Annotated in this window: 13 protein-coding genes; 10 read left to right on the top strand and 3 right to left on the bottom strand. The window is 68.0% G+C overall.

Features of this window, described 5'->3' with window-relative positions:
* Positions 1 to 80: 80 nt before the first annotated feature.
* The 5 genes from RTY46_RS01770 (at position 81) to plsB (ending at position 6681) form a co-directional block, all read left to right on the top strand.
* Complete coding sequence (locus RTY46_RS01770) at positions 81 to 1004, top strand: 5'-nucleotidase, lipoprotein e(P4) family (RefSeq protein WP_312706389.1); 924 nt, start codon at positions 81 to 83, stop codon at positions 1002 to 1004.
* On the top strand, positions 1001 to 1726 hold the full coding sequence (gene pyrF, locus RTY46_RS01765) for an orotidine-5'-phosphate decarboxylase (protein WP_312706388.1): 726 nt from the start codon (positions 1001 to 1003) through the stop codon (positions 1724 to 1726). Before RTY46_RS01770 ends, pyrF begins: the two co-directional genes overlap by 4 nt.
* Before the next feature lie 134 nt (positions 1727 to 1860).
* Positions 1861 to 2769 (top strand): serine protease, encoded by a 909-nt coding sequence (locus RTY46_RS01760; RefSeq protein WP_312706387.1) that lies wholly within the window; start codon positions 1861 to 1863, stop codon positions 2767 to 2769.
* 316 nt (positions 2770 to 3085) lie between these two features.
* The gene (locus RTY46_RS01755) at positions 3086 to 4045 is read left to right on the top strand and encodes a hypothetical protein (protein WP_312706386.1); all 960 of its coding nucleotides are present in this window, start codon (positions 3086 to 3088) and stop codon (positions 4043 to 4045) included.
* The gene (plsB, locus tag RTY46_RS01750; RefSeq protein ID WP_312706385.1) at positions 4045 to 6681 is read left to right on the top strand and encodes a glycerol-3-phosphate 1-O-acyltransferase PlsB; all 2637 of its coding nucleotides are present in this window, start codon (positions 4045 to 4047) and stop codon (positions 6679 to 6681) included. The genes RTY46_RS01755 and plsB overlap by 1 nt, the downstream gene beginning before the upstream one ends.
* Positions 6682 to 6763: 82 nt before the next feature.
* On the opposite strand, the gene RTY46_RS01745 is transcribed toward plsB, so the two are convergent.
* Positions 6764 to 6967 (bottom strand): YdcH family protein, encoded by a 204-nt coding sequence (locus RTY46_RS01745; RefSeq protein ID WP_079224582.1) that lies wholly within the window; start codon positions 6965 to 6967, stop codon positions 6764 to 6766.
* Positions 6968 to 7058: 91 nt separating this feature from the next.
* On the opposite strand from RTY46_RS01745, the gene ttcA reads away from it, so the two are divergent.
* The 4 genes from ttcA to RTY46_RS01725 all read left to right on the top strand — a co-directional run bounded on the left by ttcA (position 7059) and on the right by RTY46_RS01725 (position 10160).
* Positions 7059 to 7946, top strand: a complete 888-nt coding sequence (gene ttcA / locus RTY46_RS01740; RefSeq protein ID WP_312706384.1) for a tRNA 2-thiocytidine(32) synthetase TtcA — start codon at positions 7059 to 7061, stop codon at positions 7944 to 7946.
* 38 nt (positions 7947 to 7984) lie between these two features.
* Positions 7985 to 8890, top strand: a complete 906-nt coding sequence (locus RTY46_RS01735; RefSeq protein ID WP_312706383.1) for a recombination-associated protein RdgC — start codon at positions 7985 to 7987, stop codon at positions 8888 to 8890.
* A 59-nt stretch (positions 8891 to 8949) separates the two neighbouring features.
* Positions 8950 to 9729: a SprT family zinc-dependent metalloprotease gene (locus tag RTY46_RS01730; protein WP_312706382.1), complete on the top strand. Its 780-nt coding sequence runs from the start codon at positions 8950 to 8952 to the stop codon at positions 9727 to 9729.
* Positions 9730 to 9863: 134 nt separating this feature from the next.
* Positions 9864 to 10160 (top strand): hypothetical protein, encoded by a 297-nt coding sequence (locus tag RTY46_RS01725; RefSeq protein ID WP_312706381.1) that lies wholly within the window; start codon positions 9864 to 9866, stop codon positions 10158 to 10160.
* 395 nt (positions 10161 to 10555) lie between these two features.
* On the opposite strand, the gene RTY46_RS01720 is transcribed toward RTY46_RS01725, so the two are convergent.
* Entirely contained in the window at positions 10556 to 11422 is an 867-nt protein-coding gene (locus RTY46_RS01720) for a methylglyoxal synthase (protein ID WP_312706380.1), read from the bottom strand.
* A gap of 169 nt (positions 11423 to 11591) precedes the next feature.
* On the opposite strand from RTY46_RS01720, the gene RTY46_RS01715 reads away from it, so the two are divergent.
* Positions 11592 to 14051 carry a response regulator gene (locus RTY46_RS01715; RefSeq protein WP_312706379.1) on the top strand — a complete coding sequence of 820 codons (2460 nt, stop codon included), beginning with the start codon at positions 11592 to 11594 and terminating at the stop codon, positions 14049 to 14051.
* Here RTY46_RS01715 and RTY46_RS01710 read toward each other — a convergent pair.
* On the bottom strand, positions 14037 to 15482 hold the full coding sequence (locus RTY46_RS01710; RefSeq protein ID WP_312706378.1) for an FAD-dependent oxidoreductase: 1446 nt from the start codon (positions 15480 to 15482) through the stop codon (positions 14037 to 14039). The genes RTY46_RS01715 and RTY46_RS01710 overlap by 15 nt on opposite strands.
* Positions 15483 to 15506 lie beyond the last annotated feature (24 nt).

Here is a 15506-nt window from a genome sequence, read left to right as displayed (position 1 = left end):
GGCCGCCTTTGCCGGTAAAATGCGCCGGTATATCTGATTGCCGGTAAAATGCGCCGGTATATCTGATTGCCGGTGAATCCATGCGTCGTCCTGTTTCCCTGTCTGTGACCCTGCTCGCCACCGCGGTGCTGGGCCTGTCTGCCTGCAAGCGCGTGGATGCGCCTGCCGCTGAAGCCGCTGCCCCGCAGGCTGCGGCCGCTGCCGCCAAGGCCGATGCCGGTGGCGACGCCACCGCCAACGACAACCTCAATGCGGTGTTGTGGATGCAGCGCGCGCAGGAATACAAGGCGATCACCGAGCAGACCTACCGCGCCGCCGCCGACCACCTGGACGTGGCGCTGAAGGAAGCCCACTGGGATGCGCTGGTGCCGGAAGAGCGCGGCAACGATGCCAAGGGCCTGAAGCCGGCGGTGGTGCTCGATCTGGATGAAACCGTGCTGGACAACTCGCCCTACCAGGCGCGCCTGGTGCGCGATGGCAAGGAATACGACGAGCTGAGCTGGGACCAGTGGGTGGCCGAAAAGAAGGCCAAGGCCATTCCCGGCGTGGTCGATTTCGCCAAGGCTGCCAACGCCAAGGGCGTGACCCTGCTGTACATCTCCAACCGCGCCGTGCACCTGAAGGACGCGACCCTGGCCAACCTGCGCGAGCAGGGCCTGCCGGTGGCCGATGACAGCGTGTTCCTGGGCCTGGGCACCGTGGTGGAAGGCTGCGAGCAGGCCGGCAGCGAGAAGAACTGCCGCCGCCGCCTGGCCGGGCAGAAGTACCGCGTGCTGATGCAGTTCGGCGACCAGCTGGGCGATTTCGTCGAAGTGACCGCCAACACCAACGAAGGCCGTGACGCGCTGCTGCAGCAGTACCATGACTGGTTCGGCGAGCGCTGGTGGATGCTGCCGAACCCGACCTACGGCGGTTTCGAGCCGGCCCAGTTCAACAACGACTACAGCCAGTCACGCCAGGCCCGCCACGATGCCAAGCGCGCCGCGCTGGACTACGCACCGTGAGCCGCGCGCCGCTGCCGCTGCGCGATGACGAGCGCCTGATCTTCGCCCTGGACGTGCCCGACCGCGCGCAGGCGCTGGAGTGGGTGGACCGCCTGGGCGACAGCGTGGCGTTCTACAAGATCGGCATGGAACTGCTGGCGTCCGGCGAGTACTTCCAGGTGCTCGATGAGCTGGCCCGCCGCGACAAGCGCGTGTTCGTCGACCTGAAGTTCTTCGACATCCCGGCCACCGCCGCCGCCGTGATCAAGCGCCTGTCGCAGTGGCCGGTCAGCTACGCCACCATCCACGGCTGGCACCCGGCCATGATGGAAGCCTGCGCGGCCGCCAACAGCAGCGACATGCGCCTGCTGGCGGTGACCGTGCTGACCTCGATGGGGCGCCCGGACCTGGCCCAGATGGGCATCGACCGCGAACCGGTCGACGTGGTGGTCGAGCGCGCGCTGGCCGCCCAGGCGGCCGGCATCGACGGGGTGATCGCCTCGGGCCAGGAAGCCGGTCCGATCCGCGCCGCCACCGGTGCCGGGTTCTCGATCGTCTGCCCGGGCATCCGCCCCGGTGGCCCGGTCGGCGATGACCAGAAGCGCACGGTGGGCGTGGCCCAGGCCTTCGCCGACGGCGCTGACGCCATCGTGGTCGGCCGCCCGATCCGGCTGGCGGCCGATCCGCAGGCCGCCGCACGTGCCATCCAGCAGGAAATCGTGGCGGCTCTGGCTGCCCGCTGAGCCTGTCGGCGACGTAATGCACGGCTGTACCCCGAACGCCATCCCACCTGCCGTGGGATGGCGTTCGCATTTGTGCGGATGATCCTGTCGCAACCATCCCCAGCGGCGAAAACTGTGTCTCCGTTGGCACCGCCGTGTGGCACTCCGGGCTCCCAATCGAATCACCGGCACGGCCCGCGGCTGTCCGGTTCCAACCATCGAACAAGGAGTACATGTACATGGATCGCAGCACGTTGTTGTTGCTTGCCGGCTTGCTCGTCGCGTCCGGCACCCCCGTTGCCACCGCGGCACCGGTGCCGCGCGAGGCCCCGCGCATCATTGGTGGCGTATCCGCCCAGGTGGGCGAATATCCCTTCATGGTCAGCATCCAGCGCCTGTCGGCGGGCGACAGCGACCACGGGCGCCACTGGTGCGGTGCAACCCTGATTTCCCCGTCGTGGGTATTGACCGCGTCGCACTGTGTGCAGGGCGACCGGCCGGGCGACCTGGCGGTGCTGGGCGACGCCGTCATCTTGTCCACAGAGCCTTCGCCGCGTGCCTCCAATGTCAAGGCCATCCACATGCATCCGGCGTTCAACAGCGGCAATTCGCTGGAGCACGACGTGGCCCTGATCCAGCTGATTGCGCCACTGGCGGACGTAAAGCCGGTCAACCTGCGGCTTCGGCCCGATGCCAGCTACCTCAAGCCCGGCCGTGATTTCACCGTGATTGGGTGGGGGGATACTGACATCACTGAGGACCGGCGCTATCCCACCCATCTGCAGACCGTGCAGGTGCCGTTCGTGCCCTTCGCCGAATGCCAGCAGGCCTACGCCGGCGAGCTGTCGCGCGGCAAGGTCATCTGTGCCGGCCGCGAAGGCATGGACAGCTGCCAAGGCGATTCCGGCGGCCCACTGCTGCTGAAGCTGCGCGAAGGCTGGACCCAGTTCGGCGTTGTCAGCTGGGGCGAGGGTTGCGCGCTGGCCGGCTATCCCGGCGTTTATGCCCGAATCGCCGAAAAACATGCCGTGGATTTCATTGAAGCCGTGTGGCAGAAGGATTGAGTCAATAAAATCAATTATTTAACTTGTGTTACATGAAGTATTGCCTGAACTTGAGGGTCGGCGTAGCATCGCCGCCATCCGGCTTCGTGCCGGAACCGTGCGACACCTTGTCCTCCGGCCCCGTGCCGGTTTGAAGAGCCTGCGATCCCCGTGATCCGGGCTCTTTTTTTGTGCGCCAGCGCAACGGCGGCAGCGCCCTTCGTCCAGGCCGCCGACGGGATCCGGGCCAAGGCGGCGCGGGAAACCGTGACCGCGCGGCTTGCCGCTGTCACCTTGCAGGCCGCAAGATGCGGACCGGTCCGGGGAGTCCGAATGCATGAGCGTGGCAAGGGCAGTGCAAACAAGGTCTGCGCGTTACGGGGGGCTGTTGGCGGTGCTGCTGCTGGCGGTGGCCGCGTGCCGCCAATCCAGCCCGGACGCCGTCGCGCCTGCCGCTGAGCCGGTCGCTGCGGTACAGGCCATGGCGCAGCGCCTGGCCGAGGACGACCTGGTGGGTTACGCCGAACTGGCCGTACCCCCCAGCCAGCACCAGCGGCTGCAGCAGGCCTGGGACGAAGGCCACAGCCAGTGGCCGCTGACCGAACTGCCGTTGGGCGACCAGTTGCTGCCGATGCTGTCGGCGCTGCGCGAACCCGATGCCGGCCCTCGCCTGCAGCGCAGCTTCGACCGCCAGCTGGCCGGCCAGGCCAGCGCGGTGCGCCAGGCGGCGCAGTCGATGGGCAACTTCGGGGTGCAGTACCTGCAGCACCAGAAGGGCTACACGCCCAGCCAGCAGGCGCACTACGTGCAGCTGGTGCAGACTCTGGCCGTGTGGGCGCAGGGCGCACCGATCAGCGATCGCGCGCGCGCGCGCAGCACCATCAGCGCGCTGGTCGGTGCCGCCGGCAAGGTCGGCTTCGGCGACGAAGAGGGCCTGCGTGCGGCCGGCATGGAAGGCAGCCTGCAGCAGCTGGCGCCGTTCATCCACACTCTGAAGGCCGTGCTGGCCAGCTATGGGTTGGGCGTGGACGAGGCGCTGCGCAGCGTGCAGGGCGAGCTGCTGTCGGTGCAGGGCGACAACGCCCTCGTCCGCATGACCTACGAGCTGGCGGGCAGCACCCTGACCCTGCAGTTGCCCCTCAGCCGGCGCGAAGGCCACTGGTACCTGACCCGTACCCTGGCCGACACCGATGCCCTGCTGCGCCAGGCCGATGCCGCGCGCGCGGCCGCCGCACCCGCGCCCGCCGCGGCCCCGGACGCGGCCGGGGAGGCGGCAACACCGCCGCCTAAGCCATAATGGCGCCGATGTCGAAACAGAACCCGCTGCCGTTCCCCGGCGAAGAATCCCAGACGACGCCCGCCGATGCTGTGCTGGCGTCCCCCTCGACCGGCACCGGCCCCAACCCGGTGCCGCCGCCCGTGGCTGCGCGTCCGGCAGGCCGCCGCCCGCTGTGGGCCCGTCTGCTGGGCCGGCTGGTGGAACCGTGGTTGTCGCTGAAGATCGAGCCGGAAGACCCGGGCCAGTACAACGATGGCCGCCCGGTGGTCTACGTGCTGGAAGACTACGGCCTGTCCAATGCGCTGATCCTGGACAAGGCCTGCCGCCAGGCCGGTCTGCCGTCGCCGCTGGTGCCGCTGGCCGGTGACCCGACCGGCCGCAAGCGCGCCTACCTGGCGCTGTCGCGACGCAGCTCCAGCAATTCGCTCATTCCCGAGCAGCGCGGGGCCAAGACCCATTCCGATTCGCTGGCCAAGGTGCTGCAGGCGCATCGCGTGCGCGATGATCTGGACGTGCACCTGGTGCCGGTCTCGATCTTCGTGGGCCGCGCGCCTGACAAGCAGAGCGGCTGGTTCGCGGTGCTGTTCTCGGAAAACTGGGCACTGGTGGGCCGCTTCCGCCGTCTGCTGGGCCTGCTGCTGAACGGCCGCAGCACCATCGTGCGCTTCGCCCCGCCGATCTCGCTGCGCAGCACCGTGGACGAGGGCCTGGAGCCCGAGCGCACGGTGCGCAAGCTGCAGCGCGTGCTGCGTACCCACTTCCGCCGCATCCGTGAATCGGTGATCGGTCCCGACCTGTCCACCCGCCGCCTGCTGGTGGACCAGGTGCTGGCCGCCGAAACGGTGCGCGAAGCCATTGCCGCCCAGGCCAAGCGCGACAACTCCAAGCCTGCAGAGGCGTGGAAGAAGGCGCATGCCTACGCCTGGGAAATCGCCGCCGACTATTCCAGCCCGGTGGTGCGCTCGGCCAGCTTCATGCTCAGCCACGTGTGGAACCGCATCTATGCGGGCGTGCTGGTGCACCACCTGGACAAGTTCAAGGCGGCCGCGCCGGGCCACGAAGTGGTGTACGTGCCCAGCCACCGCAGCCACATGGACTACCTGCTGCTGTCCTACCTGCTGTACGACCGTGGCATCGTGCCGCCGCACATCGTGGCCGGCATCAACCTGAACCTGCCGGTGGTCGGCACCCTGCTGCGCAAGGGCGGTGCATTCTTCATCCGCCGTTCGATCCGCGGCAACGCGCTGTACTCGGCGGTGCTGAGTGAATACGTGGCGCAGCTGGTGGCCGGTGGCTATTCCATCGAATACTTCGTCGAAGGTGGTCGTTCGCGTACCGGACGCCTGCTGCAGCCCAAGGGCGGCATGATTTCGATGACCCTGCGCGCGTTCCTGCGCCAGCCGCGCAAGCCGGTGCTGTTCCAGCCGGTGTACATCGGCTATGAAAAGCTGATGGAGGGCGGCAGCTACCTGGATGAACTGTCCGGGCGGCCGAAGGAAAAGGAATCGATCTGGCAGCTGCTGTGGGGCATCCCCAAGGTGCTGAAGCAGAACTACGGCCAGGTGGTGGTGAACTTCGGTGAACCCATCGCGTTGAACGACGTGCTGGCCGAGAAGGCACCGGAATGGAACGGCGAGGCGGTCTCGGAAGACGAGAAGCCCAGCTGGCTGTCCAGCACCGTCGACACCCTGGCCGAGCGCATCCAGGTGCGCATCAACGGCGCCGCCGACGTCAACCCGATCAATCTGCTGGCGCTGGCCCTGCTGTCCACGCCCAAGCACGCGATGGGCGAGGCCGACCTGATCGCGCAGATCGAGCTGTGCAAGACCCTGCTGGTCGAGATGCCCTATTCGGACCGGGTGACGGTGACCCCGCACTCGCCGGAGCGCATCATCGCCCACGCCGAGGAAATCAACGTCCTCACCCGCATCAAGCACCCGCTGGGTGACGTGCTCAGTGTCAGTGGCGACACCGCGGTGCTGCTCAGCTACTTCCGCAACAACGTGCTGCACCTGTTCACCGCATCGTCCTGGGTGGCCTGCTGCTTCCAGAACAACCGCCGCATGAGCCGCACCGGCCTGGTGCAGCTGGGCCGCACGGTGTACCCGTTCCTGCAGGCCGAGCTGTTCCTGCCCTGGAGCGAAGATGAATTCGCCCAGCGCATCGAACAGACCATCGACGTGTTCGTGCGCGAAGGCCTGCTGCAGAACATCAACGATGATGACGGCGGCATCCTGGCGCGCAATACCGGGCAGACCGACGAAGTCTTCCGTCTGCGCGCGATCGGCCATTCCCTGCAGCAGGCGTTCGAGCGCTACTACATCACCATTTCGGTGCTGGTGAAGAACGGCCCGGGCGTGTTGGGCACTGCGGAACTGGAAAGCCTGTGCCAGCAGGCGGCGCAGCGCCTGAGCCTGCTGTACGCCCCGGCCGCGCCCGAATTCTTCGACAAGACGCTGTTCCGCGGCTTCATCCAGAAGCTGCGCGAGCTGCGCCTGGTCTGGCCCGATGAAAACAGCAAGCTGGTGTTCGACCAGCGGCTGGACGCCTGGGCCAAGGACGCCAAGTTCATTCTGGGCCGCGAGCTGCGGCACACCATTGAACGGGTCAGCCCGGAAGCGGCGCGCCCGGACGAGCCGACCCCGCAGGCCTGAAGGTAGCGCCGGGCCATGCCCGGCGAATGGAAACCGCAGGGGTACCGTGCCAACCAAGGTTGGCACCTACCCGAACGGGCCGTTACGCCGGTTCGTCGGGAATCTGCAGGCTTTCCAGCTTGGCGATGCAGTCCTTCAACTGCAGCTTGCGCCGCTTCAGGCGCTTGGATTCCAGTTCATCCTCGCCGTTGGCCGCCATGCGGGTGATCTGTTCATCCAGCACGCGGTGTTCGGCGCGCAGGGCGACCAGGCGTTCAACGATCTCGGCGGGGCTGTAGGTGTCCACAGTCTGCGAGCATACACAGCGACGATGACGACCGGGAGAGGGGAATTCCGCCCCCGCTTCGGGGCAGCCGCAAGCCGTTAGAATGGAGCACATGAGTGCTGTGATCTCCCTTCCCGACCCGGTGCCGCGCGCAGTGCGCGAGCCGCGCGTGGCCGGGCGTGGGCAGGACGCGCTGGGCCAGCGCCTGCGCCGCCAGGTTGGCCAGGCCATCGCCGATTTCGGCATGATCGGTGCCGGCGACAAGGTCATGGTCTGCCTGTCTGGCGGCAAGGACAGCTACACCCTGCTGGACATGCTGCTGCAGCTGCAGAAGAAGGCACCGGTACCGTTCGAGCTGGTGGCGGTGAACCTGGACCAGAAGCAGCCGGGATTCCCCGAACACGTGCTGCCGGAGTACCTGGCCCGCCTGGGGGTGGCGTACCAGATCATCGAACAGGACACCTATTCGGTGGTCAGCCGGGTCATTCCCGAAGGCCGCACGATGTGTTCGCTGTGCTCGCGCCTGCGCCGCGGCGCGCTGTATGCGCATGCCGAACGGCACGGCTTCACCCGCATCGCGCTGGGCCACCACCGCGATGACATGGTGGCCACCTTCTTCATGAACCTGTTCCACCACGCCAAGCTGTCCGGCATGCCGCCGAAGCTGCGCAGCGACGATGGCCGCCACGTGGTGATCCGCCCGCTGGCCTACGTGCGCGAGCACGACATCGCCGCCTACGCGCAGGCACGCCAGTTCCCGATCATTCCCTGCAACCTGTGCGGCAGCCAGGAAAACCTGCAGCGCCGCCAGGTCGGCCTGATGCTGAAGCAGTGGGACATCGACCACCCCGGCCGCGTGGACCAGATCGCCCGCGCCATGGGCCAGGTGCATCCCTCGCAGCTGGCCGATACCACCCTGTTTGATTTCATGGCCCTGGGCCGTGGCACTGACATGCCACCGCCCGAGGACCACGCAACTGCACCGACCTCCGCCGCCTGAGCGGGTCCACCTTTTCTCCCTTTGCCTTCCGGAATTCCATGTTCTTTCGCAACCTGACGTTCTTCCGCTTCCCGACCGCCACCGATTTTTCCGAAGTCGACACCCTGTTGCCGCACGCCCTGCTCAAGCCGGTGGGTGCGCTGGAAATGAACTCGCGCGGCTTCATCTCGCCGTTCGGCCGCGAGGAAAAAGAGCAGCTGTCGCACCGCATCGCCGATCACCTGTGGCTGACCGTGGGCGGCGAGGACAAGATCCTGCCGGCAGCGGTGGTGAACGATCTGCTGGAGCGCAAGCTGGAAGAGATCGAGGAAAAGGAAGGCCGCCGCCCCGGTGGCCGCGAGCGCAAGCGCATGAAGGACGACCTGCTGCACGAACTGCTGCCGCGCGCCTTCGTGAAGTCCTCGCGCAACGACGCGTTCATCGACCTGCAGCATGGCTACGTGGTCGTGGATACGTCCAGCCGCAAGACCGGCGAATACTTCATGTCCGACATCCGCGGCCTGCTGGGCAGCTTCCCGGCCATGCCGCTGAACGCCGAAGTCGCGCCGCGCTCGATCCTGACCGGTTGGATCGCCGGCGAACCGCTGCCGACCGGCCTGAGCCTGGGCGAAGAGTGCGAGATGAAGGACCCGGTGGAAGGCGGCGCCGTGGTGAAATGCCAGCATCAGGAACTGCGCTGCGACGAGATCGACAAGCATCTGGACGCCGGCAAGCAGGTGACCAAGCTGGCGCTGGTCTTCGAGGACAACCTGTCCTTCGTGATCGGTGACGACCTGATCGTGCGCAAGCTGAAGTTCCTCGATGGCGCCCTGGACCAGCTGGAACATGCCGACGAAGACGGCCGCCGTGCCGAGTTCGACGCCCGTTTCGCCCTGCAGAGCGCCGAGATCCGTCGCCTGTTCCTGCTGCTGGAAGAAGCCTTCAAGCTCAGCAAGGCTGACTGAACAGGCACTGCGCGGGCCGCCGGTCATCCAGCGGCCCCGCGCAGCGCTATGCTGGGCACATGAGCCGCCTGCTGCGCCGCCTGATCGGCACGACCCCGCCCGCCACCGTGCAGCGCGACACCGTGCGCCTGCGCCTGGAAGATGCCGAGATCGAGGTGTTGCGCGTGCGCGATCCGCGCGCGCGGCGCATCAAGCTGAGCGTGGACGAGCGCGGTGCGCGGCTGACCCTGCCATCGCGTGCCAGCCTGGTGATGGGCGAGCGTTTCCTCGAACAGCACCGCGACTGGCTGGCGCTGCAGCTGCGCGCCTACCAGGACAACGGCCTGCCGGCACCGCTGCAGCCGGGCGAGGCGGGCATGCTGCCGCTGCGTGGCGAGCTGCTGCCGGTGCGTTGGCAGGAAGGCCGCTACGCCCGGCTGGAGATCGACGAACACGGCGCCTGCGTGCAGTGGCCGACCCGTGCCGGCGACGCCACCCTGCGCCGCCTGCTGCGTGAGTTCTACGAAGCACAGACCCGCGTCGACGTCGGCCGCTGGCTGCCGAAGTACCTGCCGAGCCTGCCGCGTGCGCCCAGCCGCGTACGTCTGAAGGTGATGTCCTCGCAATGGGGCTCGCTGGCCCCCGACGGCAGCATGGCGCTGGACCTGGCGCTGGTGCTGGGCCGCCCGGCGGCCTTCGAATACGTGCTGGTGCACGAGCTCTGCCACCTGATCCAGGCCAACCACTCACCCGCGTTCTGGCAGGAAGTGGAACAGCGCTTCCCCGCCTGGCGCGAGCAGCGCGATTACTTCCAGCTGGAAGGCCGCCGACTGAAGGCCATGCTGCGCCAGCTGCTGTAGCGCGCCAGCGCTACCGCAGTCGCCCCCGCATTCTTCCTCTACCCCCGCCTACGGCGCGCCCCTTCAACAGAAGGGGTTTTCCATCCGACAATGGCCCGCATCCGAGCGTGCGCAGCATCGCTCCAGGAGAGGTTATGTGCGAGTTGCTTCAAATCATCAGGATCGCCGGCTTTGCACTCTGTGTGGTTGCGGGGTTGGCTGCCGTACTTTCTGCAAACGCGTACTGCAAAAAGAACGGGATCAACATGAATACCTTCGAGGGCATGTTCGAGATGTACCGGCGGGTTTTCAGATTCGAGAACAAACCTCTGTCGATACTGATGCTGTCCACCACCTACGGGGGGGCAGTAGTGATGGCGGGGGTTGTCGCCATTACCTTCTGGGGCCAGGCGCAAGGGTGTGACTTCCACATCAACAGGCTCGCGCGCTGATCGGTAGCGAGCCTACGGCTTGCCTGGTTCTTTACGAAACGCATGGTCATCCATCGTGGTGGGAGCGGCGCAGCGGCGCCCGCACAGAGCTTTTCGTACCGAGCTTGGATAAACGCCCCTACGGTACAGTGAGCATGGCCCTGCTCTGCAGAAGCGTGCGCAGCACGCGACCCGCTCCTGCTCTTCTTTCTTTCTTCCGTGGTGGGCACACCGGAAGCTGTCCGTGGCCGGGTGGTATGGGCTGCGCAGGACCGCGGGCGCCATGGATGGCGCCTACGAGCCCCCATGGACGGGTTTACGGCGTGTCCTGCGTAGCCCATACCACCCGGGCAAGCCCAGCAACCCGCCGACCCGCACCACCACGAGGGTCTCAGCCGTTGGCCGATACCCCCCCATCAACCCGCGCGCAGCGCCGCCGCCGCCGCCCAGCGTGCCGCCACCCGCGGTGCGGTGATGCACACCGCCTGGTCGGTCACCGTCGTCACCGCCCGCTCCAGCAGCTGGATGTCGGCTTCGTGCTGGCGTGCCACGTGCGGGTCCTCGAAGAAGATCGCGCGCTGACAGCGCCCCTCCAGCACGCGGTCGGCAATCTGCGCATCGCCGCCCATCGGGCCGCTCTGGTAGCGCGTCACCCACGGCGTATCGGTGGGCCAGCCGCGGCTCCACGCCAGCTCGTTGAGGCGCTGGCCGGTGGTGCCGGTGGCCACGCGCTCACCGAAGCGGGCCAGCACGTCGAAATGCTCGTCGGCGAAGGCCAGCATCGCCGGCTTCATCGCATCGTGGGCGATCAGCGCCAGGGTCTGTCCTTCGAACGCATGCAGGTCATCAGCACCGGCATCGGCGGCCAACCCGGCGTGGACGCGTTCGATCTCGATCCAGTCGCGCGCGGTGGCCACCGTCGAAATGAACGGCTTGCCGTGGATCACGCATTGACGCTTGAGCGCGGTCGCCTCGGGAAACACCGACGACGGGTCGACTGGATCGATCAGGTAGATCGCGCCATCGAGGGTGCGCTCCGGTCCCATGCCGACCACTTCGGCCACCAGCTTCATCAGGCCGCCCTGGCGGCCGTAGGGATAGCGATGCAGGCCCGCATAACCGGACAGGAAGCCGTTGCGCTCGATCGCGTCGTGGGTGCGGCCCACCGCATGCAGCGACACGCCCAGCTGGCGCAGACCGGCTTCACTGGCGCGCAACCAGCGGAACAGTGCGGCACGCGGATCATGGTGGTGCAGGCGGTTGGCGGCCAGGCCGATGCGCATCGTGGGCTCCGATATCGGGTAGAAGCGGCAGTGTAAGTCGCTATCAGCTCGGCAGTGCGGCTTTTGCAATTTTCCTCATTGTTATGTGGTCCGGAATCGCTAGCGTTACCGAGGGCATCGAATCACTGGGGTTCGCTGCCCACCTGCCCGCGACAGAGAGGATGCCAACGTGATCGTCGCCGGTCGTGCCCTGCGACGTTTGCTGGCCCTGCTTGCAGCCGCGCCTGCCGCGTCCGCACAGGACGCGTGCACAGGCCCACTTTCGCTGGCCTATCCGGCCGATCAGCCGCCGCTGTCGATGGTGCATCAGGGCCAGCCGGCAGGTGTGCTCGCTGACCATCTGTCCCTGCTGCAGGCCCACGACCCCAGCGTCAACGCTACCCCGGTGCCGGCCGCCGCAGTGTCTGAGCAGCACCTTCCGCCGGGAACCCAGGCCATTCTGGGGTGGCCGAAGGCACAGGTGCCCGCCGGGTGGGCCAGCAGCCCCAGCGTGCTGCAGGTGCCGCAGGTGATCGTGCGCCAGCGCGGCGCGCGGCCGGTGTGGGGGCTGGGTGACCTGCAGGGCGCGACCGTCGCCAGCCCCGACAGGCAGCCACTGGCCAGTCGCCTGCGTGAAGAAGCCCCCGACGCCTTGCTGCTGCCGCCCGCACCCATGGCCAAAGCCATTGAGCTGTTGGTGGAAGGCCGTGTCGATGCCGTTGTAGGGAACCTCGCTGAAGCCAGCGCTGCCCTGCGCCACTACGGTGACGTGCTGCAGGTGGCTGCGCCGGCGGGCTTCAGCGATGCGCTGGTGTTGGCCACGGTGCCCGAATGTGCGACGCGCCTGGCCCGCTACACCCCGCTGCTGCACGACGTGTCGCAGACCCCGCCAGCCCGCGCACTGGCGAAATGGATGCCGCTGCAGGCCGAGGTGCGGCCCGGCCCGCAGCAGCGCGCGCTGCGCTGGCTGGTGCCCACCCTGCTGGCGGCGCTGGCCCTGGCGCTGGTGCATGCCTACGGGTTCTGGCGCCTGCACCGTGAGGGCATGCACCGGCATCGGCTGGAACAGCGTCTGCAGGAGGTCACCGCCAGTCTGCCTGCGGTGGTGTTCCGTGCCCGGCGCAGCAGTTGCGGCATCTACAGCGTGCCGCACATCGCCGGCGATGTGCATGCGCTGTTCGGGGTCAGCGTGGACACGGCGCGCATCGACTACACGCAGTTGATGGCGGCCGTCCACCCCGACGACCGCGTGCGCGTGCTCGCCCACGTCGACGCCGCCGCGCTTGCACGGGGCCCGATCGATGTCCGCTTCCGCAGCCGCGGCCGGCGGGGCTGGCGCTGGGTGCGTTCGCGCGCGCAGCCCACCGCTGACAGCAGCGGCGATCCGGGCAGCATGGAATGGACCGGTTACTGGATGGATGTGACCGATGCCCACCACCGCGCACAGGCGCTTGAAGCGGCGCGCCAGGAGGCCGAGCAGGCCGCACTGGCCAAGACCCACTTCCTGGCCACGATGAGCCACCAGATCCGTACGCCGATGAGCACCCTGCTGGGGTTGCTGGAAGCGCTTGGCGGCACCGCTCTGGATGTCCGCCAGCAGCAGTCGCTGTGCAGCCTGGACGAGGCTGCCACCCTGCTGCGGCAGATCCTCGATGACGTGCTGGACAGCCAACGCCTGCAGCCGGAAGCGGCAGCGCTGGCCCCGCAGCCCACCGACCTGCGGGCGCTGCTGCTGGGCGTGCAGCGGCTGCTGGCGCCGCTGGCGACCAGCAAGGGACTGTACCTGCGCTGCGACGTAGACCCACGGCTGCAGCCCGGTTCGTGGGTGGATGCGCTGCGCCTGCGGCAGATCCTGATGAACCTGGTCGGCAACGCGCTCAAATTCACCCTGCACGGCGGCGTGGAACTGCGCGTACAGGTGTTGCCGCAGGCGTCACCGCAGCCGTACGAGGGGCAGACGTTACGGCTGCAGGTGACCGATACCGGCGTGGGTATCAGCCCCGCACGGCAACGGGCTGTATTCAGTGCCTACACCCAGGCGGACGCGTCCACCACACGGCGCTTTGGCGGCAGCGGGCTGGGGCTGGCGATCTGCCACGATCTGGCCGCATCCATGGGCAGCCAGCTGCAGCTGCGCAGCGCGGTGGGGCAGGGCACCCGCGTCTGGCTGGACCTGCGGCTGCCCGCCTGTGCCCCCCCGGCGGATCTGCCGGCCGCTTCGGTGCCGGAAGGCGCGTTGCCGCGTGTGGATGTGCTGGTGGCCGAGGATCACCCCACCAACCGCCAACTGTTGGTCAACCGGCTGCGCGCGCACGGGCTGCGGGTGCTGGCGGTGGCCGACGGTGGGCAGGCGTGGGCGGCCTGGCAGGCGCAGTCCTTCGGGCTGGTGGTCACCGACTGCCAGATGCCGGGCATGGATGGCGTGGCCCTGGCCCGGGCGATCCGTGCCGACCCGCGCCCTGCGGCGGCGCGGGTACCGATCATCGCGCTCAGCGCCAGTGTGCTGGACAGCACACGGCAGGCCTGCCACGACGCCGGCATCAACCGCTTCCTGGCCAAACCCGTGGCGGCCCATGAACTGCACGCGGCGGTGGTCGAACTGCTGGCGCCGCTGCTGCGTTCGGCCGCGACGGACTCAGCTGGCCAATAGCCGCACAATGCTGGCAGCCGCATCGCGACCTTCGGCCACGGCCGTCACCACCAGGTCGGCACCGCGCACCGCGTCGCCACCGGCGAACAGGCGCGGGTGGGCGGTCTGGTACGGCAGGCGCTGCTTGCCACCGGCGACAATGCGGCCATTGCCCTGGCTTTCCACGCCGTGTTCGGCCAGCCACGACGGCAGCGTGGGCGAGAAGCCGAACGCGATGATCACCACGTCGGCCTCCAGCAGCGATTCGCTGCCGTCGATCGGCACCGCGTTCTGGCGGCCATTGGCATCGGGTTCGCCCAGGCGGGTTTCGACCACGGTCACGCCGATCACTTCATCGTCGGCACCGGCTTCGATCGACAGCGGCTGGCGGTTGAACAGGAAGCGCACGCCCTCCTCGCGCGCATTGGCCACTTCGCGCGCGCTGCCGGGCATGTTCGCTTCATCGCGGCGGTAGGCGCAGGTGACCTTGGCCGCGCCCAGGCGCACGGCACTGCGCACGCAGTCCATGCCGGTATCGCCACCGCCCAGCACGACCACGCGCTTGCCGTTCAGATCGGGCAGGGCAATGGTGTCTTCCCAGCCGGCGATCGGGCGCCCCTTCGGATCGTCGCCACTGACAATGCGGCTGTTCTGCACCAGGAAAGGCAGCGCCGGCAGCACGCCCTTCAGGTCCTGGCCCACCAGCCCGCCGTCGGTGTAGCGGTATGCGCCGGTGCCGACGAACACCGCGTCATGGGTGTCCAGCAGCTGCTGCACGCTGATATCGCGCCCGATCTCCACGCCCAGCCGGAACTGCACGCCCATGCCCTCCAGCACTTCGCGGCGGCGATGGATCACGTCCTTGTCCAGCTTGAAGCTGGGAATGCCGAACTGCAGCAGGCCACCGATCTGCTCGTAGCGGTCATAGACCACCGCGGCAATGCCGGCGCGCGCCAGGCGGTCGGCGCAGGCCAGGCCGGCCGGGCCGGCCCCGATCACCGCCACGCTGTGCCCGGTGGGCTGCACCGCTTCCAGGTCGGGGCGCCAGCCGGTGGCCAGCGCGGTATCGACGATGTACTTCTCGACCGCGCCGATGGTGACCGCACCGAACTCTTCCAGCGTGCAGCTGCCTTCGCACAGGCGGTCCTGCGGGCACACCCGGCCACACACTTCCGGCAGCGGATTGGTGCTGTGGCACAGCGTGGCCGCTTCGTGGATCCGGTTCTCCTGCACCAGCTGCAGCCACTGCGGAATGGCGTTGTGCACCGGGCACTTCCAGCTGCAGTAGGGGTTGCCGCAGTCCAGGCAGCGGCCGGCCTGGTACTGGGCATCTTCCTTGCCGAATTTTCCGTACAGCTCACCCCAGTCGCCGGAGGTGCGCAGCTCCACCGGGATGCGCTGCGGCATGGTGCGGGGCAGGTCGAGGAACTGGAAAGCGTGCTTGCGGCTCATGATCGTCTCGGCAGTGCAGTGCGC

This window comes from Stenotrophomonas sp. (assembly GCF_032056425.1).
Taxonomy (GTDB): Bacteria; Pseudomonadota; Gammaproteobacteria; order Xanthomonadales; family Xanthomonadaceae; genus Stenotrophomonas.
This window is presented reverse-complemented; position numbering and strand designations above follow the sequence as displayed.